This is a genomic window from Streptomyces hygroscopicus, assembly GCF_026168105.1.
Classification (GTDB): Bacteria; Actinomycetota; Actinomycetes; order Streptomycetales; family Streptomycetaceae; genus Streptomyces; species Streptomyces hygroscopicus_D.
Window position 1 is genome coordinate 1 of the sequence record NZ_LBMW01000077.1, and the last position, 22,301, is coordinate 22,301.

The window sequence follows — 22,301 nt, forward strand, 5'->3', positions numbered from 1 at the left end:
GCCAGGTACGAGGTGTCCTGCCGGAACGGCACCGACTGGTACAGCGAGGCGGCGCCGGGCTCGGGCTGCGGGCGCCGCTCGACCGGGGCGAGACCCCGGACGCGTTCGACGACCTGACGCAGATGCTCCGGGGTCGTGCCACAGCAGCCGCCCACCAGCGACAGTCCGTAGTCGCGCACGAAGTTCTCCTGGGCGTCGGCCAGGCCCTCGGGACCGAGGGGGAAGTGCGCGCCGTCCTTGGTGAGGACGGGCAGTCCAGCGTTCGGCATGCACAGCAGCGGAATACGGGAGTGGCGCGTGAGGTACCGCAGATGCTCGCTCATCTCGGCGGGGCCGGTGGAGCAGTTGAGGCCGATCATGTCGATGCCCAGCGGCTCGAGCGCGGTCAGCGCGGCGCCGATCTCGGAGCCCAGCAGCATGGTGCCGGTGGTCTCGAACGCCATCGAGCACAGCAGGGGCACCTCGATACCGGTGGCCTCCATGGCCCGGCGGGCGCCCAGGAGGGCGGCCTTCGTCTGCAGCAGGTCCTGGGTGGTCTCGACGATCAGCGCGTCCGCCCCGCCGGCCAGCAGTCCCTCCGCGTTGGCCTGGAAGCCGTCGCGGATCGTGGTGTAGCCGACGTGGCCGAGGGTGGGCAGCTTGGTGCCGGGGCCGATCGAGCCGAGGACCCAGCGCTGCCGGCCGTCGTCGGCGACGAACGCGTCCGCCACCTCGCGGGCGATCCGGGCGCCCGCCTCGGACAGCTCGTGGACGCGGTCGGCGATCTCGTACTCGGCCATGGCCGCGTGGTTGGCCCCGAAGGTGTTGGTCTCCACGCAGTCGACGCCCACCGAGAAGTACGCCTCGTGGACGGAGCGGACGATGTCGGGGCGGGTGATGTTCAGGATCTCGTTGCAGCCCTCGAGGCCCTCGAAGTCGTCCAGCGTCGGATCCTGGGCCTGGAGCATCGTGCCCATGGCGCCGTCGGCGACCACGACGCGGGTGGCGAGGGCTTCCCGGAGGGCTTCGGTTCGGGTCCGGCTGTCGGTTGCGGCGGACGAAACGGACGGGTTCGGCAACGAGGCCATGGAAGATGCTCCCTGGGGTGCGACGGCTGTCGGCTTTGCGCTTCCCACGGAAGACGCACGCGGCCAGGGTAGCCCGGGAGCGCGCCGTGCGGTCAGGGGCGTCCACGGGGCGGACGGGCGTGCCGCACATGGCCCTCACGGGGACTGCGGCAGAACGGATGGCGACCACCCATTAGCGGGAGGTCGGCAAGGACCGGTAGTGTTCGGCATTGCCGAACGGTGGTATACGACGGTCGGCGGACAGTCGAAGAACGGAGGCACCACGGGGATGGCACGGAACATCCAGTCGCTCGAACGGGCGGCCGCGATGCTGCGGCTACTCGCGGGCGGCGAGCGACGGCTCGGCCTGTCGGACATCGCCTCGTCGCTGGGCCTCGCGAAAGGCACCGCCCACGGCATACTCCGCACACTCCAGCAGGAGGGGTTCGTCGAGCAGGAGCCGGCCTCGGGCCGCTACCAGCTGGGCGCCGAGCTGCTGCGCCTGGGAACCACCTACCTGGATGTGCACGAGCTGCGGGCGCGTGCCCTGGTATGGACGGACGACCTGGCCCGCTCCAGCGGGGAGAGCGTCTACCTGGGGGTGTTTCACCAGCAGGGCGTGCTGATCGTGCACCACGTGTTCCGGCCCGACGACAGCAGGCAGGTCCTGGAGATCGGGGCCATGCAGCCGCTGCACTCCACGGCCCTGGGCAAGGTGCTGTCGGCGTACGACCCGGTGGCGCACAGCGAGGCGCTGGAGGCGGACCGCAAGGCGTTCACCGACCGGACCGTCTGCGAACTGGACGACTTCGAACACATTCTCGACCTCACGCGAGCGCGGGGGTACGCGGCCGATGTCGAGGAGACCTGGACCGGCGTGGCCTCGGTCTCCGCACCCATCCACGACCGGCGGCGGATGCCCGTGGGCGCGGTGGGCATCACCGGCGCCGTCGAGCGCGTGTGCCAGGACGGGGAGCTGCGTCCCGAGCTGATCGCGGCGGTCCGCGACTGCGCCCGCGCGGTCTCGCGCGACCTGGGCGCCGGACGGTTCTGAACCGCGCACCGAGCGGATCCCGCGGCCGGGACTCCCGTACGGCGCGCAGGACTTGAAGGTCACCGGCCGGTACGGCATCCGTACCGGCCCGTTCGCGTGCCCGCACGCCGGGGCGCCCGGCCGCGCCCGGGGGGGCGCACTCCGTTCGCCATCTCCACGCGAACACGAAACGTGCCTGTTCAGCAGCAGGACGCATGCGATGTGCGCGCGCCCACAAGATCGAAGACGGAGGGCGATCAATAACGATCCTGCATTCGAATCCCTGACCCTTGACGGCACGCCGAACCGGAAGCGAGACTCCCGTCCATCGGTCGGCATTGTCGAACACCTACCGGCAATAAGCGCTAGAGTGTGACAACGCCAAGGGCCGGCATCGCTCTCACCCCCGAGGGCGCGGACCACCGGAGGGACCCGGGGTTCGCCTTCCCCTGGACGAAGGACAAAGGAGTCGCGGGTGTCCAGCTCCGACATCTTCATCGGCGAGACCATCGGTACCGCCATACTCATCCTGCTCGGCGGCGGCGTGTGCGCCGCCGTGACCCTGAAGGCCTCCAAGGCCCGTAACGCCGGCTGGCTCGCCATCACCTTCGGGTGGGGTTTCGCCGTCCTGACGGCCGTCTACACCTCTGCACCGCTCTCCGGTGCCCACCTCAACCCGGCCGTGACGCTCGCACTCGCCATCAAGAGCGGCGAATGGAGCAACGTCCCGGTCTACTGGGCCGGACAGCTGCTCGGTGCCATGATCGGTGCGACCCTGGTCTGGGTCGCGTACTACGGTCAGTTCCGCTCCCACCTCACCGACAGAGAGATCGTCGGCGGCCCGGGGGCGCAGGACACCAAGGCAGTCGAGGCGCAGGAGACCCAGGCCGGCCCCGTGCTCGGCATCTTCTCCACCGGTCCCGAGATCCGGAACGCGGTGCAGAACCTCGCCACGGAGATCATCGGCACCATCGTGCTGGTGCTCGCGGTCCTCACGCAGGGCCTCAACGACAAGGGCAACGGCCTCGGAACCCTGGGCGCCCTGGTCACCGCGCTCGTGGTGGTCGGGATCGGCCTCTCCCTGGGCGGCCCGACCGGCTATGCGATCAACCCGGCCCGTGACCTCGGTCCGCGCATCGTGCACGCCCTCCTCCCCCTGCCCAACAAGGGCGGTTCCGACTGGGGCTACGCCTGGATCCCGGTCGCCGGTCCGCTGATCGGCGCGGCGATCGCCGCAGGCATCTACAACGTCGCTTTTGCTTGAGAACAGTGAGCTTCCCCAGGCTTCGCACGTCAGCACCGCGCCGTAAAGACCGCCCTTCTTATCCACGGAACTTCAGGAGTACACCGTGACCGACGCACACACCGCCGGCCCCTTCATCGCAGCCATCGACCAGGGCACGACATCCTCGCGCTGCATCGTCTTCGACCGGGACGGCCGTATCGTCTCCGTCGACCAGAAGGAGCACGAGCAGATCTTCCCCAAGCCGGGCTGGGTCGAGCACAACGCCACCGAGATCTGGACCAACGTCCAGGAGGTTGTCGCCGGAGCCATCGAGAAGGCCGGCATCACCCGGGACGACATCAAGGCCATCGGCATCACCAACCAGCGCGAGACCACCGTGCTGTGGGACAAGAACACCGGTGAGCCCGTCCACAACGCCCTCGTCTGGCAGGACACCCGCACCGACTCGCTCTGCAGGGACCTCGGCCGCAACGTCGGCCAGGACCGTTTCCGCCGTGAGACCGGCCTGCCGCTCGCGTCCTACTTCTCCGGTCCCAAGGCCCGCTGGCTGCTCGACAACGTCGAGGGCCTGCGGGAGCGCGCCGAGGCGGGCGACATCCTCTTCGGCACCATGGACACCTGGGTCATCTGGAACCTGACCGGCGGTGTCAACGGCGGTCGCCACGTCACCGACGTCACCAACGCCTCCCGCACCCTTCTCATGAACCTGCACACGATGGAGTGGGACGAGAAGATCGCCGAGTCCATCGGTGTCCCGCTGGCGATCCTGCCGGAGATCCGCTCCTCCGCCGAGGTCTACGGCGAGGTCACCGGCGGCAAGCTGGGCGACCTGCTCGGCGGCATCCCGGTCGCCTCGGCGCTCGGTGACCAGCAGGCGGCCCTGTTCGGCCAGACCTGCTTCTCCGAGGGCGAGACCAAGTCCACCTACGGCACCGGCACCTTCATGGTGATGAACACCGGTGACAAGATCATCAACTCCTACGCGGGCCTGCTGACCACGGTCGGCTACAAGATCGGCGACCAGCCGACGGTCTACGCGCTGGAGGGCTCGATCGCCGTCACCGGCTCCCTGGTGCAGTGGATGCGTGACCAGATGGGCCTGATCTCCACCGCAGCCGAGATCGAGACGCTCGCACTCTCGGTCGAGGACAACGGCGGCGCCTACTTCGTACCGGCCTTCTCCGGCCTGTTCGCCCCGCACTGGCGCTCCGACGCCCGCGGTGTGATCGCCGGCCTGACCCGGTACGTCACCAAGGCGCACCTCGCGCGTGCCGTCCTGGAGGCCACCGCCTGGCAGACCCGGGAGATCGCCGACGCGATGGTCAAGGACTCCGGCGACGAGCTGGTGGCCCTGAAGGTCGACGGCGGCATGACATCCAACAACCTGCTGATGCAGACGCTCTCGGACGTTCTGGACGCACCGGTGGTGCGCCCGATGGTCGCCGAGACCACCTGCCTCGGCGCCGCCTACGCCGCCGGTCTCGCCGTCGGCTTCTGGACCAGCACCGACGAACTGCGCGCCAACTGGCGCCGGGCCGCCGAGTGGACCCCCCACATGGACGCGGAGACCCGCGACCGTGAGTACAAGAACTGGCTCAAGGCCGTCGAGCGGACCATGGGCTGGATCGAGGACGAGGAGTAATCACCCGCATGACCAGTCAGTCCACCCTGCAGTCCGTGCCTGCCCTGGGGACGCACCCGGCCTCCGGCTCCAACCCGAGCCGGGCCGAGACCAGGGAGCAGCTCTCCAAGGCGTCGTACGACCTTCTTGTGATCGGCGGCGGCATCCTGGGCATCTCCACCGCCTGGCACGCCGCGCAGTCCGGCCTCAGGGTGGCTCTGGTCGACGCCGGCGACTTCGCCGGCGCCACCTCCTCCGCCTCCTCCAAGCTCCTCCACGGCGGACTGCGCTACCTGCAGACCGGCGCGGTGAAGCTGGTGGCGGAGAACCACTTCGAGCGCCGTGCGGTCTCCCGCCAGGTGGCCCCCCATCTGGCGAACCCGCTCACGTTCTACCTCCCCGTGTACAAGGGCGGGCCGCACGGCGCGGCGAAGCTCGGGGCGGGCGTCTTCGCCTACTCCGCGCTGTCGGCGTTCGGCGACGGCGTCGGCCACCTGCTCTCGCCGGCCAAGGCGCAGCAGGACGTGCCGGAGCTGCGCACCGAGAATCTGAAGGCCGTGGCCGTGTACGGCGACGACCAGATGAACGACGCGCGCATGGCGCTGATGACGGTCCGCGCGGCCGTCGACGCGGGTGCCGTCGTCCTCAACCACGCCGAGGTGACCGGCCTGCGGTTCACCCGGGGCCGGGTCACCGGTGCCGAGCTGAAGGACCGGACCTCCGGTGACGAGTTCGGCGTGGACGCACGGCTCGTGCTCAACGCGACCGGCCCGTGGGTCGACCACCTGCGCAGGATGGAGAATCCGGACGCGGCGCCCTCCATACGCCTGTCCAAGGGCGTGCACCTGGTGCTCAAGCGCACGTCCCCCTGGAAGGCGGCGCTGGCCACGCCGATCGACAAGTACCGCATCACCTTCGCCCTCCCCTGGGAGGACATGCTGCTGCTCGGCACGACCGACGAGGAGTACGAGGGTGACCCGGCCGAGGTCGCGGTCGACGAGAAGGACATCGCCCAGATCCTCGACGAGGCCGCCTTCTCCGTCCGTGACCAGCAGCTGCGGCGCGAACTGATCACCTACTCCTTCGCCGGTCTGCGGGTGCTGCCCGGCGGCCCCGGCGACACCTCCAAGGCCAAGCGCGAGACCGTCGTCACCGAGGGCAAGGGCGGCATGCTGTCCGTCGCGGGCGGCAAGTGGACCACGTTCCGGCACATCGGCCGTACGGTCATGCAGAAGCTGGAGTCCCTGCCGGGCCGTCCGCTCGGCGACGACTTCGAGCCGATCTCCACGCTGCCGAAGAAGCTGCCGCTGCCGGGCATCGCCAACCCGCGCGCGGTGGCCCACCGGCTGGTCGTCGACGGTCCGGCGCCCGGCCCGCGCATGGCACCCGACACCGCCAAGCACCTGGCGACCCACTACGGCTCGCTGGCCTTCGACATCGCGCGACTGGCCAACGACGACCCGCAGCTGGGCGAGCGCGTCCACCCGGACGCCCCGGAGATCTGGGCGCAGGTCGTCTACGCCCGCGATCACGAGTGGGCCGAGACGGCGGACGACGTACTGCGCCGCCGCACCACGCTGACGATCCGTGGCCTGGCCACGGACGAGGTGCGCGGCAAGGTGCAGGACCTGCTCGACAAGAAGTAGGTCCCACACGGCCAGGGGCGGCTTCCCGCACGAAGCCGCCCCTTCCGTATGCACGGCCAGGGCCCGAAGGTCCGCGTGCTCCCGGTCATCGGCCATGCCCGCAGCCGCCGAACGGTGAACCGGCGAACTCCCCACCTCTGCCGACCGGTTGGGGCGGCAACCGACGTCTGCGCCCGGATGCGGTACCCGGGCAGGCGCCGAACACCCTGTGGGAGTAGCGGCTCGGGCGAGGAGGCGGCTTGTGGCTGCGTACGGTTCTTCCTGACGACGGTCCGCCGCCGTCGCCGTATCCGACCCACTGGAGTCGCCTCATGACGAAGGACCTGTCGCCCGTCGCCCGTATCCCCCGCGCCGGACTGCCGCCGCGCGCCGTCGTCGTCGGGGACCCGGCGCGGGCGGCGGCCCTCGCCGCGCAGCTCGAGGGTGCCGCGGAGGTCTCCCACCACCGCGAGTACCGGGTGTTCAGCGGCAACTGGAAGGGTCTGCCGGTGACGGTGGCTTCGCACGGGGTGGGCGCGCCCGGCGCGATCCTGCTCTTCCAGGAGCTGGCGGATGCGGGGGTCCGCACGTTTCTGCGGTTCGGCACGGCCGGCGCGATGAAGCCCGGGATCGGCGACGGCGACCTGGTGATCGCTCAGGCCGCTGTGCGCGACGACGGTGTCACCCAGCAGCTGCTGCCGCCGGAGTACCCGGCCGTGGCGGCGCCCGAGGCGGTCTTCGCGCTGCAGCGCGCGGCCCGCGAGGCGGGCACGGCACACCATCGGGGGATCGTATGGACCAGGGCGGCCTTCCAACCGGGCCTGATCCCTTTGAACGCGTACGACGGGGCGGGCCTCGCGGCGATCGAGATGGAGCTGTCCGCGCTGCTGGTGACCGCCTCGCTGCGCGGCCTTGTCGCGGGCGGTGCGCTCGTCGTGGACGGCGCCAACGCCGACGAGCTGGTCGACGCGGAGGCCACCGGCGGCTACAACCCTCACCGCGAGGTCGTCGCCCGGGGCGTGGAGCGGGGCGCGGTGGTCTGCCTGGAGGCACTGCGGCTGCTGGCCGAGGAGTACGCGGGATGAGTGAGCGCATCGATCTGCTGGTGCACGGCGGGGACGTCCTGACGGTCGACGACGCCGGCACCGTAGTACCGGACGGAGCCGTCGCCGTGCGCGACGGAGCGATCCTCGCGGTCGGACCGGCCGAGGAGCTGCGGGCGCGCTACAGGACGGACGGGGACGGAACGGACATCGACGCCCGGGGCTGTCTCGTCCTGCCGGGGCTCGTCAACACGCACACCCACCTGGCGATGACGCTGCTGCGGGGACGTGCCGACGACGTCAGCCTCCAGGGCTTCCTGGAGCGCGTCCTGCGCTGGGAGGCCGAGCTTCTGTCACCGGAGAACGTGGGCGCCGCGGTCCGGGTGGCTCTCGCCGAGAGCGTACGGGCCGGGGTCACCTCGGCGCTCGACATGTACTGGTTCCACGAGGCGGCCGAGAGTGTCACGCGGGAGGCGGGCTGGCGGCTGCTGACCGGGCCCACCTTCATCGACGTGCCGGACTCGCCCGACGGCAGGGCCTACGAGGAGCGCCTGGAGTGGGCGCGCCGGGACCTGGCGGAGCGGGCCGCGCCACCGCCCGGCCTGCGGCCGGTCGTGTTCGCGCACTCCGCGTACACCCTCTCCCCGGACCAGCTCGGCGAGATCGGCGCGCTGGCGCGGGAGTTCGGGGCGCTGCTGCACATCCATGCCGCGGAGAACGCGACGGAGGTCGCCACCGTCGAGGTCCGGTACGGCAGGCGGCCGGTGGAGCTGCTCGACTCGCTCGGACTGCTCGGCCCCGATCTGCTGCTCGCGCACGCGGTCGACCTCACCGGCCCGGAGATCGCGGCGCTGGCGCGTACGGGCACCTCGGTGGCGCACTGTCCGGTCTCCAACCTCAAGCTGGGCTGCGGGATCGCGCCGGTGCCGCGGCTGCTGGGGGCGGGGGTGACCGTGGGACTCGGCACGGACGGGGCGGTCAGCTCCAACACGCTCGATGTGCTGGGGGCGGTGCGGCAGGCGGCTCTGGTGCACAAGGCGGACGGCGATCCCACCGCGGTCGGCGCCGAGCAGGCGGTGCGGATGGCGACGATCGAGGGCGCCCGCGCGCTCGGACTCGGCGATCTGCTCGGCTCGTTGGAGACGGGCAAGCGGGCCGACCTGATCGTGCTCGATCTCGGCGCCCCGCATCTGCGTCCGCGGCACGACGTGTGGTCCACGCTGGCCTACGCGGCGACATCGGGGGACGTGCGGGACACGGTCGTCGACGGCCGGGTCCTGATGCGGGGGCGGGTGCTGACGACGGTCGACGGGAGGGCGGCGGTCGCGGAGCTGGAGGAGCTGGTCCAGGCTCATTCCCCGGGCGGGCCGCAGGAGGGATGCGAGGCCGGTTTCGCGGGCTGACCCCGGGGCTCTCCTCCCCGTTCAGCACACCTCCCCCATAATGGCCGAGACATCGGATGTCTGAACGACAGGGAGGGCCGCCATGGCAGTCACCGATGAGGCGATCGAAAAAATCAAGGGAATGATCGTCTCCGGCGCGCTGCGGCCCGGCGACCGGCTGCCCAAGGAGAGCGAGCTCGCCGCCGAGCTCGGGCTGTCCCGCAACTCCCTGCGTGAGGCCGTACGCGCCCTGTCGCTGATCCGCATCCTGGACGTGCGGCAGGGCGACGGCACGTATGTGACGAGCCTCGATCCCCAACTTCTGCTCGAGGCGCTCAGCTTCGTCGTGGACTTCCACCGCGACGACACCGTGCTGGAGTTCCTCGCGGTGCGGCGCATCCTGGAGCCGGCCGCGACGGCCATGGCGGCGTCCCGGATCAGAGAGCGGCAGCTGGACGCGCTGACCGCGCAGTTGGACGAGCTGGGACCGGAACCGTCGGTGGAGGAGCTGGTCGCCTCCGATCTGGAGTTCCACCGGGGCATCGTGCACAGTTCCGGCAACTCGGTGCTGTGCTCCCTGCTCGACGGACTGTCCGGACCGACCACCCGGGCCCGGATCTGGCGCGGACTGACCCAGGAGGACGCGGTCAGCCGCACCCTGCACGAGCACCGCGCGATCCTGGGCGCCCTGCGCGACCGCGACGCGGAGGCGGCCCGCTCCTGGGCGACCGTCCACATCGCGTCCGTCGAGCAGTGGCTGCGCTCGACACTCTGACCCATCGGAGGTGTGGACCACCGCAAGGGCGAAGTGGCCCGGGCCGCCGATCATGGGTGTTCGAGGGCCGTTGACGGGGCAGTCATCCGTTCACTCCCCCGTGCAAGGGGGCTGCGGGCGCCCCCGCCGCACGCCGTAAGGTTGGGGACGTACGCGAGGGCACGTCGGAAGGAGGCGCTGGGTGATCGAGCTCGAGGGGGTTCCCGAGCTGATCGACCCGGTCATGGTGGCCGCGTTCGAGGGCTGGAACGATGCCGGCGACGCCGCCTCCACCGCGGTCGCGCATCTGGACAGGGAGTGGAAGGGCGAGGTGTTCGCGGCGCTGGACGCCGAGGACTACTACGACTTCCAGGTGAACCGCCCCACCGTTTTCATGGAGGCCGGAGTCCGCAAGATCACCTGGCCCACGACCCGGCTCTCGGTGGTCCGGATCGGCGGTGAGAAGCCCCGCGACCTGGTGCTGGTCCGAGGGATCGAACCGTCGATGCGCTGGCGCTCGTTCTGCAACGAGCTGCTGGGCTTCGCCCACGAGTTGGGTGTGGAACTGGTGGTGATCCTGGGCGCCCTGCTCGGCGACACCCCGCACACGCGTCCGGTGCCCATCAGCGGAACCACGTCCGACCCGGACCTGGCCCGCCGGATGGATCTGGAGGAGACCAAGTACGAGGGCCCCACGGGCATCGTGGGGGTCCTGCAGGAGGCGTGCACGCACGCGGGTGTTCCGGCCGTCTCACTGTGGGCGGCGGTCCCGCACTACGTGTCTCAGCCACCCAACCCGAAGGCGACGCTCGCCCTGCTGAACCGTCTGGAGGACCTGCTCGACCTGCGCATCCCGCTGGGCGAACTGCCGGAGGACGCGCGCGCCTGGCAGCTCGGCGTGGACCAGCTGGCCGCGGAGGACAGCGAGGTGGCCGAGTACGTGCAGACGCTGGAGGAGGCCCGGGACACCGCGGAGCTGCCGGAGGCGTCGGGCGAGGCGATCGCCCGCGAGTTCGAGCGCTATCTGCGCAGACGGGACGTCAGCCCGCCAGGCGGGCACGCCACGGCGGACGGCGGCGAGGGGGGGCCGTTCCGGCGGGACACCCCCGGCGGTCGTGCTCGGCCGCCGAAGCCGCCGAAGGCGGGCGGCGAGGACGAAGACCCGCAGGAGGACTGAGAGGGCGGTGCGCACAGGCGCACCGCCCTTGCCGTTTCCGGAGCGGGCCGGGCGGGCCGGTGGGAGTCGGTGGAGCGGGCCGCGCTCGTGGTCAGGAACGCATCGCCGACGGACGTCCTCCCCGCCGTGGCCGGCTCGTACGACGCCGGGATCGCCTGCATGCGGGCGTCCACCGCACGGGCGCGAGCCGCGCGCCGCGACGAACAGCCGCCCGTGGTGGCCGAGTTCGAGGCGGCCCGTCCGCGGAGGGGACACCCACGACGGGACGCCGTGTGCACCGGCTGCCGACAGGGACTTCGCAGCGTCCCGCCGACATCTGGCCGAATGCTGTGGTGACATCGGTTTCAGGACGGATTGCACGCGATACCCAATTCAACTTGTGCTCAAACCATCTTCCTGAAATCGGTCTGGACGCGCCGCCCTCGCCGTGCTTGGTTGTGCCCCGAAGGCCGACCCCCGTACGGCTCATGAGCCGAAGGGACGCACCCCGGCGGCGAACGAGCCGACAACGGTGACGACAAGGACCGAAGGGAGCGGTACCCGATGACCGACCAGGTACAGCCGGCACAGGGCCCGGGAGCGTCCGGCCCGGGGCCCGACGGAGCGGGATTCACCTATCGAGGGGCCGAGCAGGAGCTGATCGTCGTCGCTCGCCCCGAGGCTCGGCTGCGGGCCCGGGCCGAGGGTGTCCGCTCGGCGGCGGGCGCCGACGTGTCGGCCCTCAACATGTTCCTCGACGACGAACAGCTCGCACTGGAACCGCTGTTCGGCAGCGAGGAGCGGCTCCAGCAGTCCGCGGCGGCCACGCAGGACGTGCCCGACCTGGGGCTGTTCTACCGGGTCCGCGGCGGCGGGGACCGCGCCCAGGAGCTGCGCTCGCGGATCGCGGCGCTTCCGGGAATCGACACGGCCTATGTGAAGCCCGGCGCCGTACCGGCGTCGTCGGTGCCGGTACGGAGCACTGCGGAGAGCGCGGACGACGGCCGGCGGCTGAAGGAAGGCACACCGGTGACGCCGGACTTCAGCAGTCGCCAGGGCTATCTGTGGCCCGCGCCGGAGGGGATCGACGCCCACTGGGCCTGGCAGCGGCCCGGTGGGACCGGTCAGGGGGTGACGATCGTCGACGTCGAGGGCGCCTGGCAGCTGGGCCACGAGGACCTCGCGGCCAAGCTTGCGGGGGTCGTCGTCGGCACCCCGCTGACCGACCTCGCCTGGCGCAACCACGGCACCGCCGTCATCGGTGTGATCGGCGGTGACCGCAACGAGTACGGCATCACCGGCATCGTGCCGGACGCGGTGACCGCGGCCGCCGGTTTCCAGGGCATCGGCACCGCGGCCGCGATCCACGCGGCGGCCGACCGGCTCGGACCGGGCGACATCGTGCTGGTGGAACTGCACCGCCCGGGCCCGCGGCTGGAGTTCGCGGAGCGCGACGACCAGCGCGGCTACATCGCCCTCGAATGGTGGCCGGACGACTTCGCGGCCATCCGGTACGCGACCGCCAAGGGCGTTGTCGTCGTGGCGGCGGCGGGCAACGGCGCCGAGTCGCTCGACGACGCGGTGTACGAGCGCCGCCCCGACGAGTTCCCGAAGTGGTGGCGCAACCCGTTCAACCCCTCCCACCCGTCCTCCGGGGCCGTCCTGGTCGGGGCGGGCGCCCCGCCGCCCGGCACACACGGCCGCGACCACGGCCCGGACCGCTCGCGGCTGGCGTTCTCCAACTACGGCGCCCGGGTGGACGCGCAGGGCTGGGGCCGGGAGGTCACGACCACGGGCGGCTTCTGGGACCGGCCGGGTGATCTGCAGGGCGGCGCCGAGGAGATCGTCTGGTACACGGACACGTTCTCCGGGACCTCCTCCGCCTCCCCGGTGGTCGTCGGCGCGCTTGCCGCGCTGCAGGGCATGCTCAAGGCGGCCGGGCACGAGCCGATGTCCGCCGAGGGCGCCCGCGCGGTACTCCGGTCCACGGGTTCCCCGCAGCAGGACGCGCCGGGCCGGCCCGCCTCGCAGCGGATCGGCAACCGGCCGGACATCAGGGCGGCGGTCACCCGGCTGCTGCCCCAGGCGGTCGGCTCGGGCCAGGCCGAGCGGTACTGGGACGAGCTGCTGCCCTACCCCCGTGAACTCCCGCCCAGGCTCCGGCTGTTCGTGGCCGGCTCCTGGCGCAACCTCAACCATCCGTCCGCAGAGATCCGCCAGGCGGTGCATGCCGCCTTCGCGGGCGGACGGCCCGACGTCCGGGTCTGGTTCTCGGACGACGACATCGTCGGCCTGGTGGTCACCGGCTGACGTTCACCTGCAAGTGCCCAACAGATGACGGAAGGTGGCACACGCATGAGCACCACCCCGCAGATTATCCAGCAAGGGCAGCAGCAGAGCCACGGCCAGCAGCCGTACGCGCAGCAGGGCTTCGGCCAGCAGCAGGGCCCGAGCACGGCGCCGCCGCAGCAGTTCGGGCAGCAGCCGTTCGGCCCGCAGATGCAGCAGGGCATCGGGCAGCAGATGTCTCCGCAGCAGCAGATGTCTCCGCAGCTGCAGCAGCAGCTCCAGCAGCTCGGGCAGCAGCAGCCGTTCCAGCACCTGCTGCAGCAGCTCGGCGGGCAGCAGAACCAGCAGGGGCAGCCGCTGGTCCTGCCGAGCGCCGTCGAGGCCCAGTCGCTGGTGAGCGGCATCGCCCAGCACTTCTGGGACGTGGTCACCCCGCTCCCGGGCCAGCCGTCGATCCTCTACCTGTTCATCAACAACGCCTGGCGCCCCCTGGTGAACCCCAACCAGGTGACGCACGACGAGGTCCAGGAGGCGTTCGCCTACGGACAGCAGGTCATCGGCATCTACGACGCGAGCAGCAACGCCGTACAGGCCGTCATCGTGAACAAGTGACGCACGGCTGACGGAAAGGCGCGAAGCGGCGCCGGGCGGTGGAACTCACCGCCCGGCGCCGCTCCCCTGTGCACGGACAGCGGGCTCAGAGAGCCACGCCGAGCAGCGCGTCCACGGCACGCGACACGACGCCGGGCGCACCCGTGTCCGTACCGCCGCTCTCCTGCTGGAGCGCCGCCCAGCGGTCGACCGCGGCGAGCGCGGCCGGCGCGTCCAGGTCGTTGGCGAGGGCGTCGCGGATCTCCTCGACGAGTTCCTCGGCGGGCGGGCCGTCGGGCCGGGAGACGGCCGAGCGCCAGCGGTCGAGCCGGGCCCCGGCGTCCCGCAGGATCTCGTCGGTCCACTCCCAGTCGGACCGGTAGTGGTGGGCCAGCAGTGCGAGCCGGATGGCGGCCGGGTCGACGCCGTCACGCCGGAGCCGGGACACGAAGACGAGGTTGCCCTTGGACTTGGACATCTTCTCGCCGTGGAGCGCGACCATGCCGGCGTGGACGTACGCCCTGGCCATCGGGTACTCGCCGGTCAGCACCTGCGCGTGCGAGGCACCCATCTCGTGGTGCGGGAAGGCGAGGTCCGAGCCGCCGCCCTGCACGTCGAAGCCCATGCCGAGGTGGTCGAGGGCGATGGCCACGCACTCGATGTGCCAGCCGGGTCGGCCGCGGCCCAGCGAACCCCCGTCCCAGCTGGGCTCGCCCGGGCGGGCGGCCATCCAGAGCATCGGGTCGAGCGGGTTCTTCTTGCCGGGGCGGTCCGGGTCGCCGCCGCGCTCGGCGGACAGCAGGCGCATGGCGGCGGCGTCCAGGTTGGACACCTTCCCGAAGTTGGGGTCGGACTCCACGGAGAAGTAGATGTCGCCCTCGAGCTCGTACGCCGCTCCCGCGTCGCGCAGCCGTTCGACCAGCGGCACGATGCCGGGTATCGCCTCCACGGCGCCTATGTAGTGCTGCGGGGGCAGCATCCGCAGCGCGGTCATGTCCTCGCGGAAGAGAGCCGTCTCCCGCTCGGCGAGCCCCACCCAGTCGAGGCCGTCGCGCTCCGCGCGTTCCAGGAGGGGGTCGTCGACGTCCGTGACGTTCTGGACGTAGTGCACCTGCCGCTTGGTGTCGAGCCACACGCGCTGCACAAGGTCGAACGCGTTGTAGGTCGCCGCATGACCCAGGTGGGTCGCGTCGTACGGGGTGATGCCGCAGACGTAGATGCGGGCGACGGGACCGGGGTCGAGGGTGACCAGACCGCCGGTCGCGGTGTCGTGGATCCTCAGGTCGCGGCCCTGACCAGGCAGGGCGGGGACCTCGGAAGCGGGCCAGGCATGCATGTCATGAGCCTAACCGGCCGCAAGTTCCGTATACGAACCGGACCGGGCCGGATGGCCGGTCATGCCCTCTTGCGCATTGCCGTCCGCTGTGCCTCGGCGTCTGCGGAGGGGCCGCCGCTCACACTGGCGGCCACGGAATCGCCGGCCACTCCCCGCTCGGCTCCGGGTGCCTGCCCGACTCCAGGAGCGCGTCGACCCGCTTGCGGGTGGCGTCGAGTTCGGCGGGGGTGATCAGCGCGGTCAGCCGCTCGGCCAGTGGCGCGCCCTCCCTCAGGGTCTCCCGAAGGCCCTTGAGCACCTCGACCGACTCTCCCGTCAGCGGTTCCCCGGCCCACCCCCACAGCAGGGTGCGCAGCTTGTTCTCGCTGTTGAAGGTGACCCCGTGGTCGATCCCGTACAGGCGCCCCCCGGCGGCGGGCAGCAGATGGCCGCCCTTGCGGTCGGCGTTGTTGATGACCGCGTCGAGGACGGCCATCCGCCGCAGCCGCTCGTCGTCGGCGTGCACGAGCAGGGCGGTCCTCCCCTCGCCGACCTCGGCGAAGCCGATGGCCTTCCAGCCCTCCTCCGGTTCCTCGCCGTCCACCAGGGCGAGGAGTTCCGTGTCCTGGTGTCCGTCGATCCACAGCTGGCACATGCCCTGGCCGTACGGCCCGTCGCGCAGCACGGTGGGCGGCACGAGGCCCCAGCCGGTCGCCTCGGACACCTCGTAGGCGGCGACCTCGCGCTGCGCCAGCGTCCCGTCCGGGAAGTCCCACAGGGGCCGCTCCCCAGCGATGGGCTTGTAGATGCAGGCTGCTTCCCGTCCGTCGTAGGCGACCGTGCAGTACAGCGCGGCGTTGGACGCGTCCCGGATGCGCCCGCGTACGGTCAGCTCGCCCTCGGCGAGCAGTTCGGCGGTGGTCACGCGCCGCGGCGGTATCCGTTCTGGCGCGGACATACGTGTCCTTCCGGGTCGAGCGGGAGGCTGCACAGCGGGCAGGGCGGCCGCCCCGCGTTGACTACGTCGAGGGCGCGCTTGGCGAAGGCCCTCGCCTGCGAGCCGGTGAGCCGGACCCGGAGCATCGGCGGACCGTTCTCCTCGTCCTGCAGCAGCCGCTCCTCGGCCTCGGCGAGGTCCTCCTCGGAATCGGCGTCCAGCTCGACGAGGGCCTGGGCCTCGACGATCATGCGCTGCTCCTCGCCGTCCCAGGCCAGGGCCATGGTGCCGACGCGGAACTCCTCCTCGATCGGGGTGTCCAGCGGAGCCGTGTCGGCGATCTCCGTGGGGGCCATGGCGGGAACGGCCGCGCTGCCGCCGCTACGGCGCACGACCTCGTCCAGAAGCTCGTCCATGCGCTCGGCGAGCGCCGCTACCTGGGTCTTCTCCAGGGCCACGCTGGTCACCCGGTGTCCGGCCGAGGCCTGCAGGAAGAAAGTACGGCGCCCGGGCAGCCCGACCGTACCGGCCACGAAACGGTCCGGGGGGTCGTAGAGGAACACCTGACGGGACACGTCCTGTCTCCATTGGATCGGGATCGGGACCGGCTGTCCGCGCCGGTCCGCTTCGGTTGCTGAGAACTGCTGCTGCTGAGAACCATTGCTGCTGAGAACTGCTGCGCCGGTTCGACCGCTTCACCCTACTGCGGCCGACGATCACGGTGCTCCCGCACCGCCCCCGACCGTGGCGTCCGAACCGGAGGCTTCCTCACGCGGCACGAGGGAGGAGAAATCACCGGTGTCCCCGAGACGAACGAGAAATGGCCGCAACCGGGTGTAACGGATCGCGGTGATGGAACACGGTTCCACGGAGATCCGCTGGAAGAGGTCGAGATGAAGTCCGAGTGCGTCCGCGACAAGGGACTTGATGAGGTCGCCGTGCGAGCACATGAGGTACACGGCGTCGGCGCCGTGATCGCGCTCCACCCGCGCGTTCCAGTCGCGTACCGCCTCCGCGGCCCGGGTGTACATGGCCCGCATGGACTCGCCACCGGGGAAGGCGGCCGACGACGGATGCGCCTGGACGACCTGCATCAGCGGCTCGTCCTTCAGTTCGGCGAGTTTGCGGCCGGACCAGTCGCCGTAATGGCACTCACCGATGCGCTCGTCGGTGTGCGCGCGCAGTCCCGGGCGGGCGTCGAGCAGTGGCTGGACGGTCTCCTGGCAGCGTTGCAGGGGACTCGTGACGACTTCGGCGATCGGCAGCTCGGCGAGCCGCCCCGGCAGAGCCGCGGCCTGCGCGGCACCGCGCTCGTCGAGGGCGACGCCGGGCGTCCAGCCGGCGAGGAGTCCCGCAGTGTTGGCGGTGGAGCGTCCGTGCCGGACGAGGATCAACGTGGGCATGACGCCCAGCCTAAGGGGACACCTCGCGGCCCGGTCGGGGCGAGCGGCCCGCGCTCGCCGGGAGGGACCGGCGAAGAGGAGTCCGCGAGCGCCCGGGTTCGGCTGACAGGAGAATTCGCACCGTGATCATCGACTGTGCCATCTACCGCGACGGGCGGAGGACCGAGGGTCCCGAGGATCTCTCCGACGCCCTGGCCGAGGCCCGTGCCTCGGCGGAGGCCTTCCTCTGGATCGGTCTGTACGAGCCGACGGAGAAGGAGTTCGACCTGGTCACCGAGGAGTTCGGGCTCCATCCGCTGGCCGTCGAGGACGCGCTGAAGGCGCATCAGCGGCCCAAGCTCGAGATCTACGACGATTCGCTGTTCATGGTGCTCAAGCCGGTGTCGTACGAACCGCACAGCGACACCGTCTCCAGCGGCGAGCTGATGGTCTTCCTCGGCGATGCCTTCGTGGTCACGGTGCGCCACGGCGAGGCCATGCCGCTGGGCTCCGTCCGCAGTCGTCTGGAGGAGCAGCCGGAGATGCTGCGGCACGGGCCGACCGGGGTGCTGTACTCGATCGCGGACTCGATCGTCGACCAGTACCTGGACGTGGCGACCGAGCTGGGGACCGACCTGGAGGAGCTGGAGGCGGAGGTCTTCTCGCCTTCTGTGGGGGGCTCGCGGCACACGGCGTCGCGGATCTACACCTTCAAGCGGCAGGTCCTGGAGTTCCGGCGGGCGACGGTGCCGCTGGCGCCGCCACTGGTCCGGCTGGCGGGACAGGGCACGTACGGCACGCCGGTGCCGTACGTGCAGGAGAAGTCGCGCCCCTTCTTCCGTGACGTCTACGACCATCTGAGCCGGGTGAACGAGTCCGTCGAGAACCTGGACCGGCTGGTATCCGACATCCTCTCGGCGCATCTGGCGCAGATGAGCGTCCGGCAGAACGACGACATGCGGAAGATCTCGGCGTGGGCGGCGATGGCCGCGGTCCCCACGATGATCGCCGGGATCTACGGCATGAACTTCGACCACATGCCGGAACTGCACTGGGTGTGGTCGTACCCGGCGGTGATCCTGGCGATGGCGGCGCTCGAGGTCCTGCTGTACCGGCTGTTCAAGGATCGCGGCTGGTTGTAGCGGGATTCGCCCTCGGGGGCGCACCCGCGCGTGCGTGCGGTTCAGGCGGCCTCGGGCGCCGGCGTGGCGGGCCCGCCCAGGGGGTCGCGCCGGCGGGGCATCTCGAGCGTCACCATTCGCCGCCAGCCCCTCAGCCGTTCATAGGCGTACGCGACGTGGATGCCCACCGCTAGCAGCGCCGACCGTACCCTCGGCCAGTCGAGGATGCGCCCCATCCGGTCCAGGACGGCGAGGCTGACGTCCCGGTGGACGCGGATCTCGGCGAGTGCGCACGCGCGCAGCGTCCGCTGGATGAACCGGCCCTGTCCGGCGGCCGCGAAGCGCAGCAGTTCCTCGTGGGTGTACGCGAGGTGGTTGTCCTCGTCGCCGGAGATCATGCGGATGGCCTTGCCGATGTCCGGGTGGTCGGCGAAGTGCTTGCGGAGCATCAGCATCTGCTCGCAGGCGCGCTGTTCGGTGACCCGGCTGTGGGCGAGATAGACGATGACGTCCCGGACCGTGAGCGGCTGGTCGGCCCTGAGCTTCTCGTGCGCGACACCGATGCCCCGTCTCTCCAGGAGCATCGTGTAGTCGGTCTCGGCGGGGACCGCGACGGGTTCGAGACCTCGCTTCGCCATCATGGCGTTGAAGATCCGTCCGTGCTTGTCCTCGTCCGCGCCGTGGCGGGCGATCTTGGGGGCGAGCGCGCGCTCGCTCTCCGGCACCAGCGCGGCGATCCGACCGTTCTCCCAGCCGCCCTGCGCCTCCCCGCCGGCGGCGATGGAGCAGAAGAGGCGGAAGGCCTCGTCGTCGTCGAGGATCTCCTGGAACAGTTTCTTGGCCGAAAGCATCGCGCCCACCTCTCTGCAGGACTCCGCAAAGAACGAGTCAAATGCGGCTCCGGAGGTGCTGCAACAGCTGTGCGGGGACGGCTCCGCCGAACGGAGGACCAGCCGCCCTGCGCGGGGGCGTAACCGCGCGGGTCCGGGCGCGTTGTTCCCCGTGACGGCCGTGGCGGGGAAGACCCCCGAGCCCCCACCACGGCCGTGGAGACCTTCGGCCCGTGCCTACGCGAGCCCGGCCCGCTCCAGCGCCTCGGATCCGGCCCGCAGCGAGGCGATCCGCTCCTCCAGCGTGAAGCCGGCGGGCGCCAGCGTGAGCGTGGTGACGCCCGCCGCGGCGTAGGCCTTCATCCGGTCGGCGATGCGGTCCACGGAGCCCAGCAGGGTGGTCCGGTCGATCAGCTCGTGCGGGACCGCGGCCGCGGCGCCCTGCTTGTCCCCGGACAGGTACTTTTCCTGGATCTCGGCGGCCGCCTTCTCGTAGCCCATGCGCCGGGCGAGCTGGTTGTAGAAGTTCTGCTTGAAGCTGCCCATGCCGCCGACGTACAGGGCCGTGTAGGGGCGGAAGGTGTCGGCGAGCGCGGGCACGTCCTTGTCGTCACCGAGCGCGAGCGGGAGCGTGGGGCAGACGTCGAAGCCCTCGAGGGTCTTGCCCGCTTTCTCCCGCCCAGCGCGCAGGTACTTGATCGCGGTCTCCTCGAGGTGGTCGGCCGAGGGGAAGATGAGCAGGGCCCCGTCGGCGATCTCGCCGGTCTGCTCCAGGTTCTTCGGGCCGATCGCCGCGATGTAGAGCGGGATGTGCTCGCGCTGGGGGTGCACGGTCAGCTTGATCGGCTTGCCCGGGCCGCCGGGCAGCGGGAGGGTCCAGTGCTCGCCCTCGTACGACAGCCGCTCGCGGGTCATGGCCTTGCGTACGATCTCCACGTACTCCCGGGTGCGGGAGAGCGGCTTGTCGAACTTGACGCCGTACCAGCCCTCGGAGACCTGCGGCCCCGAGACGCCGAGGCCGAGGCGGAAGCGGCCGCCGGAGAGCGAGTCGAGGGTGGCGGCGGTCATCGCGGTCATGGCGGGCTGACGGGCCGGGATCTGGAAGATGGCGGAGCCGACGTCGATGTGCTCGGTCTGGGCGGCGACCCAGGTGAGCACGGTGGCCGCGTCGGAGCCGTAGGCCTCGGCGGCCCAGCACACCGCGTATCCGAGCCGGTCGGCCTCCTGGGCCACGGCGAGATTGTCCGCGTCCATTCCGGCGCCCCAGTAGCCGAGGTTGATCCCGAGCTGCATGGCCGATTCCCCTTACCGATCAGTAACGTCTCTTGTGGGGGGAGACACTAGCCGACGGGCGGGAGGGCGGGCAGGGGTGCCGCCAGGGGGAAACGGGTTGTCCACAGGCCCCCCACGAGGCAAGTTCAGGCCGTAATCTCGGCGTTCATGGAGCAGAGGCATCTCGGCCGTACCGGCCTTCGTGTGTCCCGGATCGGACTCGGCACGCTGATGTGGGGGCGTGACACGGACGAGCACGACGCCGCGGACCAGTTGAAGGTGTTCTGGGAGGCGGGCGGCACCCTCGTCGACACGGCCGATGTGTACGGGGACGGGGAGGCGGAGTATCTGCTCGGACGGCTCATGGACGGGCTCGTCCCGCGCCGGGACCTGGTCATCTCGACGAAGGCGGGCAGCGTGCCCGACCCCGACCGTCGCTTCGACGGCTCGCGCGGCCATCTGCTCGCCGCGCTGGACGCCTCACTCGCCCGCCTCGGCACGGACCACGTCGACGTGTGGCACATCCACGCCTTCGACCCCGACACCCCGCTGGAGGAGACCCTGGGGACCCTGGACCTGGCCGTAAGCAGCGGCCGGGCACGGTACGCGGGCGTGTCCAACTTCTGCGGCTGGCAGCTCGCGAAAGCGGCGACCTGGCAGCTTGCGGCACCGGGCGTACGGACCCGAATCGCCAGTGCGCAGATGGAGTACTCGCTGCTGCAGCGCGGTGTGGAGCGCGAGGTGTTGCCGGCGGCGCTGGACCTGGGGGTGGGGCTGCTGCCGTCCTCTCCGCTGGGCCGGGGCGTGCTGACGGGCAAGTACCGCAACGCGACCCCGGCCGACTCGCGCGGGGCGTCCGAGCACATGGCTCCTTTTGTCGCGCCCTACCTCGACGACACCGCGAGCAGCATCGTCGACGCGGTGCAGACGGCCGCCGACGGGCTCGCCGCGACACCGCTCCAGGTGGCGCTGGCCTGGGTCCGCGACCGGCCGGGCGTGGTCGCCCCGATCGTCGGAGCACGCAACGCGCAGCAGCTCACGGCGGCGTTGTCAGTGGAGACGCTTAGTCTTCCCGACGAGATCTGCCGGGCGCTGGACGATGTGTCGGCCCCGGTGCACCAATATCCCGATCACGACTGGAGCACGCTGTGAGCACGGACCCGGAAACCACGGAGACGGCGCCCCGCCCGGGGGAACCGGCCGACGAGTCCGGGACCGGCGGGGGCGGGGCCGCCGGGGGTGCGGACGCGGCGTCCGAGGAGTCGTCGCCCGGGGCATCCGAAGCCGACCGGACCGGGAGCACGCCCGAGGGCGCCGCGGTGGACGGCGCCTCGGGCGGGCCGGGCGCGGGCGCCGGTGAAGGGGCCGCCGACCCGGCCCGGATGTCGGAGGCCGAGGCCGAGCTGGCCGCTCAGCGGCTGGAGCGGGAGCGGATCGAGCGGCGGAAGGCCGAGAAGAAGGGGCCGGTCGCGGCGGGCGGGAAGCTCAGCGGGAAGGCGGCGGACCTCCTTGCGGCCGTGCGGGCCGTGGAGAGCGGGGAGAAGCCGGTGTCGAGCGCGCTCAGCGAGCCCGCGCCTGCCGCGCGCCCGCCCGCTCCCGAGCCCGTGCGGCGTTCGCGGCCCACGGCGGCCCCGGCCTCCGCGCCGACTCCCGGCGCC

General features: G+C 71.3%; 19 protein-coding genes and 1 pseudogene. 13 read left to right on the top strand and 7 right to left on the bottom strand.

Annotated features, from left to right (window positions below; all coding sequences use genetic code 11):
- The coding region (locus AAW14_RS37030) for a homocysteine S-methyltransferase family protein (RefSeq protein WP_265568846.1) at positions 1-1,067 on the bottom strand (1,067 nt) is incomplete at its 3' end.
- A 268-nt stretch (positions 1,068-1,335) separates the two neighbouring features.
- On the opposite strand from AAW14_RS37030, the gene AAW14_RS37035 reads away from it, so the two are divergent.
- The 10 genes from AAW14_RS37035 (at position 1,336) to AAW14_RS37080 (ending at position 13,807) form a co-directional block, all read left to right on the top strand.
- Complete coding sequence (locus AAW14_RS37035) at positions 1,336-2,100, top strand: IclR family transcriptional regulator (RefSeq protein WP_265568847.1); 765 nt, start codon at positions 1,336-1,338, stop codon at positions 2,098-2,100.
- Between the two features lie 454 nt (positions 2,101-2,554).
- A complete protein-coding gene (locus AAW14_RS37040) occupies positions 2,555-3,343 on the top strand; it encodes an MIP/aquaporin family protein (protein ID WP_265568848.1) in 789 nt (262 codons plus the stop codon).
- An 85-nt stretch (positions 3,344-3,428) separates the two neighbouring features.
- Positions 3,429-4,967: a glycerol kinase GlpK gene (gene glpK, locus AAW14_RS37045; protein ID WP_265568849.1), complete on the top strand. Its 1,539-nt coding sequence runs from the start codon at positions 3,429-3,431 to the stop codon at positions 4,965-4,967.
- An 8-nt stretch (positions 4,968-4,975) separates the two neighbouring features.
- Entirely contained in the window at positions 4,976-6,592 is a 1,617-nt protein-coding gene (locus tag AAW14_RS37050) for a glycerol-3-phosphate dehydrogenase/oxidase (protein ID WP_265568850.1), read from the top strand.
- Positions 6,593-6,903: 311 nt separating this feature from the next.
- Entirely contained in the window at positions 6,904-7,656 is a 753-nt protein-coding gene (locus AAW14_RS37055; RefSeq protein ID WP_265568851.1) for a purine-nucleoside phosphorylase, read from the top strand.
- A complete protein-coding gene (locus tag AAW14_RS37060) occupies positions 7,653-9,017 on the top strand; it encodes an amidohydrolase (RefSeq protein WP_265568853.1) in 1,365 nt (454 codons plus the stop codon). The genes AAW14_RS37055 and AAW14_RS37060 overlap by 4 nt, the downstream gene beginning before the upstream one ends.
- 82 nt (positions 9,018-9,099) lie before the next feature.
- On the top strand, positions 9,100-9,771 hold the full coding sequence (locus tag AAW14_RS37065) for a FadR/GntR family transcriptional regulator (RefSeq protein WP_265568854.1): 672 nt from the start codon (positions 9,100-9,102) through the stop codon (positions 9,769-9,771).
- 181 nt (positions 9,772-9,952) lie between these two features.
- Positions 9,953-10,927, top strand: coding sequence for a PAC2 family protein (locus AAW14_RS37070; protein ID WP_265568855.1), 975 nt, complete (start codon positions 9,953-9,955; stop codon positions 10,925-10,927).
- Between the two features lie 543 nt (positions 10,928-11,470).
- The gene (locus tag AAW14_RS37075; protein ID WP_265568856.1) at positions 11,471-13,216 is read left to right on the top strand and encodes a S8 family serine peptidase; all 1,746 of its coding nucleotides are present in this window, start codon (positions 11,471-11,473) and stop codon (positions 13,214-13,216) included.
- 45 nt (positions 13,217-13,261) lie between these two features.
- Positions 13,262-13,807 carry a hypothetical protein gene (locus AAW14_RS37080; RefSeq protein WP_265568857.1) on the top strand — a complete coding sequence of 182 codons (546 nt, stop codon included), beginning with the start codon at positions 13,262-13,264 and terminating at the stop codon, positions 13,805-13,807.
- Positions 13,808-13,892: 85 nt separating this feature from the next.
- On the opposite strand, the gene mshC is transcribed toward AAW14_RS37080, so the two are convergent.
- The 4 genes from mshC to AAW14_RS37100 form a co-directional block, all read right to left on the bottom strand.
- Entirely contained in the window at positions 13,893-15,122 is a 1,230-nt protein-coding gene (gene mshC / locus AAW14_RS37085; RefSeq protein WP_265568858.1) for a cysteine--1-D-myo-inosityl 2-amino-2-deoxy-alpha-D-glucopyranoside ligase, read from the bottom strand.
- Positions 15,123-15,240: 118 nt separating this feature from the next.
- Positions 15,241-16,059, bottom strand: coding sequence for an SCO1664 family protein (locus tag AAW14_RS37090; RefSeq protein ID WP_265568859.1), 819 nt, complete (start codon positions 16,057-16,059; stop codon positions 15,241-15,243).
- On the bottom strand, positions 16,023-16,613 hold the full coding sequence (locus AAW14_RS37095; protein ID WP_265568860.1) for a DUF3090 domain-containing protein: 591 nt from the start codon (positions 16,611-16,613) through the stop codon (positions 16,023-16,025). The genes AAW14_RS37090 and AAW14_RS37095 overlap by 37 nt, the downstream gene beginning before the upstream one ends.
- A 141-nt stretch (positions 16,614-16,754) precedes the next feature.
- On the bottom strand, positions 16,755-17,441 hold the full coding sequence (locus AAW14_RS37100) for a histidine phosphatase family protein (RefSeq protein WP_265568861.1): 687 nt from the start codon (positions 17,439-17,441) through the stop codon (positions 16,755-16,757).
- A gap of 122 nt (positions 17,442-17,563) precedes the next feature.
- Between AAW14_RS37100 and corA the strand changes: the two genes are divergently transcribed.
- Positions 17,564-18,562, top strand: a complete 999-nt coding sequence (gene corA, locus AAW14_RS37105) for a magnesium/cobalt transporter CorA (RefSeq protein ID WP_265568862.1) — start codon at positions 17,564-17,566, stop codon at positions 18,560-18,562.
- A gap of 41 nt (positions 18,563-18,603) precedes the next feature.
- On the opposite strand, the gene AAW14_RS37110 is transcribed toward corA, so the two are convergent.
- Together AAW14_RS37110 and AAW14_RS37115 are read right to left on the bottom strand one after the other, a co-directional pair.
- On the bottom strand, positions 18,604-19,392 hold the full coding sequence (locus tag AAW14_RS37110; RefSeq protein WP_265568863.1) for a ferritin-like domain-containing protein: 789 nt from the start codon (positions 19,390-19,392) through the stop codon (positions 18,604-18,606).
- Between the two features lie 216 nt (positions 19,393-19,608).
- Positions 19,609-20,664, bottom strand: a complete 1,056-nt coding sequence (locus AAW14_RS37115; protein ID WP_265568864.1) for an LLM class F420-dependent oxidoreductase — start codon at positions 20,662-20,664, stop codon at positions 19,609-19,611.
- Positions 20,665-20,811: 147 nt separating this feature from the next.
- Between AAW14_RS37115 and AAW14_RS37120 the strand changes: the two genes are divergently transcribed.
- The gene (locus AAW14_RS37120) at positions 20,812-21,795 is read left to right on the top strand and encodes an aldo/keto reductase (RefSeq protein ID WP_265568865.1); all 984 of its coding nucleotides are present in this window, start codon (positions 20,812-20,814) and stop codon (positions 21,793-21,795) included.
- Positions 21,792-22,301, top strand: a pseudogene (locus AAW14_RS37125) (DNA helicase RecD); the annotation flags it as partial. The gene AAW14_RS37120 and the pseudogene AAW14_RS37125, both read left to right, overlap by 4 nt.

Excerpts from the sequence above, each read along its gene's own strand:
- AAW14_RS37080 (WP_265568857.1), top strand. The coding sequence starts at position 13,262 with ATGAGCACCACCCCGCAGATTATCCAGCAAGGGCAGCAGCAGAGCCAC.
- AAW14_RS37110 (WP_265568863.1), bottom strand. The coding sequence starts at position 19,392 with ATGCTTTCGGCCAAGAAACTGTTCCAGGAGATCCTCGACGACGACGAG.
- AAW14_RS37055 (WP_265568851.1), top strand. The coding sequence starts at position 6,904 with ATGACGAAGGACCTGTCGCCCGTCGCCCGTATCCCCCGCGCCGGACTG.
- AAW14_RS37120 (WP_265568865.1), top strand. The coding sequence starts at position 20,812 with ATGGAGCAGAGGCATCTCGGCCGTACCGGCCTTCGTGTGTCCCGGATC.
- AAW14_RS37075 (WP_265568856.1), top strand. The coding sequence starts at position 11,471 with ATGACCGACCAGGTACAGCCGGCACAGGGCCCGGGAGCGTCCGGCCCG.
- AAW14_RS37090 (WP_265568859.1), bottom strand. The coding sequence starts at position 16,059 with ATGTCCGCGCCAGAACGGATACCGCCGCGGCGCGTGACCACCGCCGAA.
- AAW14_RS37065 (WP_265568854.1), top strand. The coding sequence starts at position 9,100 with ATGGCAGTCACCGATGAGGCGATCGAAAAAATCAAGGGAATGATCGTC.
- AAW14_RS37050 (WP_265568850.1), top strand. The coding sequence starts at position 4,976 with ATGACCAGTCAGTCCACCCTGCAGTCCGTGCCTGCCCTGGGGACGCAC.
- AAW14_RS37035 (WP_265568847.1), top strand. The coding sequence starts at position 1,336 with ATGGCACGGAACATCCAGTCGCTCGAACGGGCGGCCGCGATGCTGCGG.
- mshC (WP_265568858.1), bottom strand. The coding sequence starts at position 15,122 with ATGCATGCCTGGCCCGCTTCCGAGGTCCCCGCCCTGCCTGGTCAGGGC.
- AAW14_RS37060 (WP_265568853.1), top strand. The coding sequence starts at position 7,653 with ATGAGTGAGCGCATCGATCTGCTGGTGCACGGCGGGGACGTCCTGACG.
- AAW14_RS37115 (WP_265568864.1), bottom strand. The coding sequence starts at position 20,664 with ATGCAGCTCGGGATCAACCTCGGCTACTGGGGCGCCGGAATGGACGCG.
- AAW14_RS37100 (WP_265568861.1), bottom strand. The coding sequence starts at position 17,441 with ATGCCCACGTTGATCCTCGTCCGGCACGGACGCTCCACCGCCAACACT.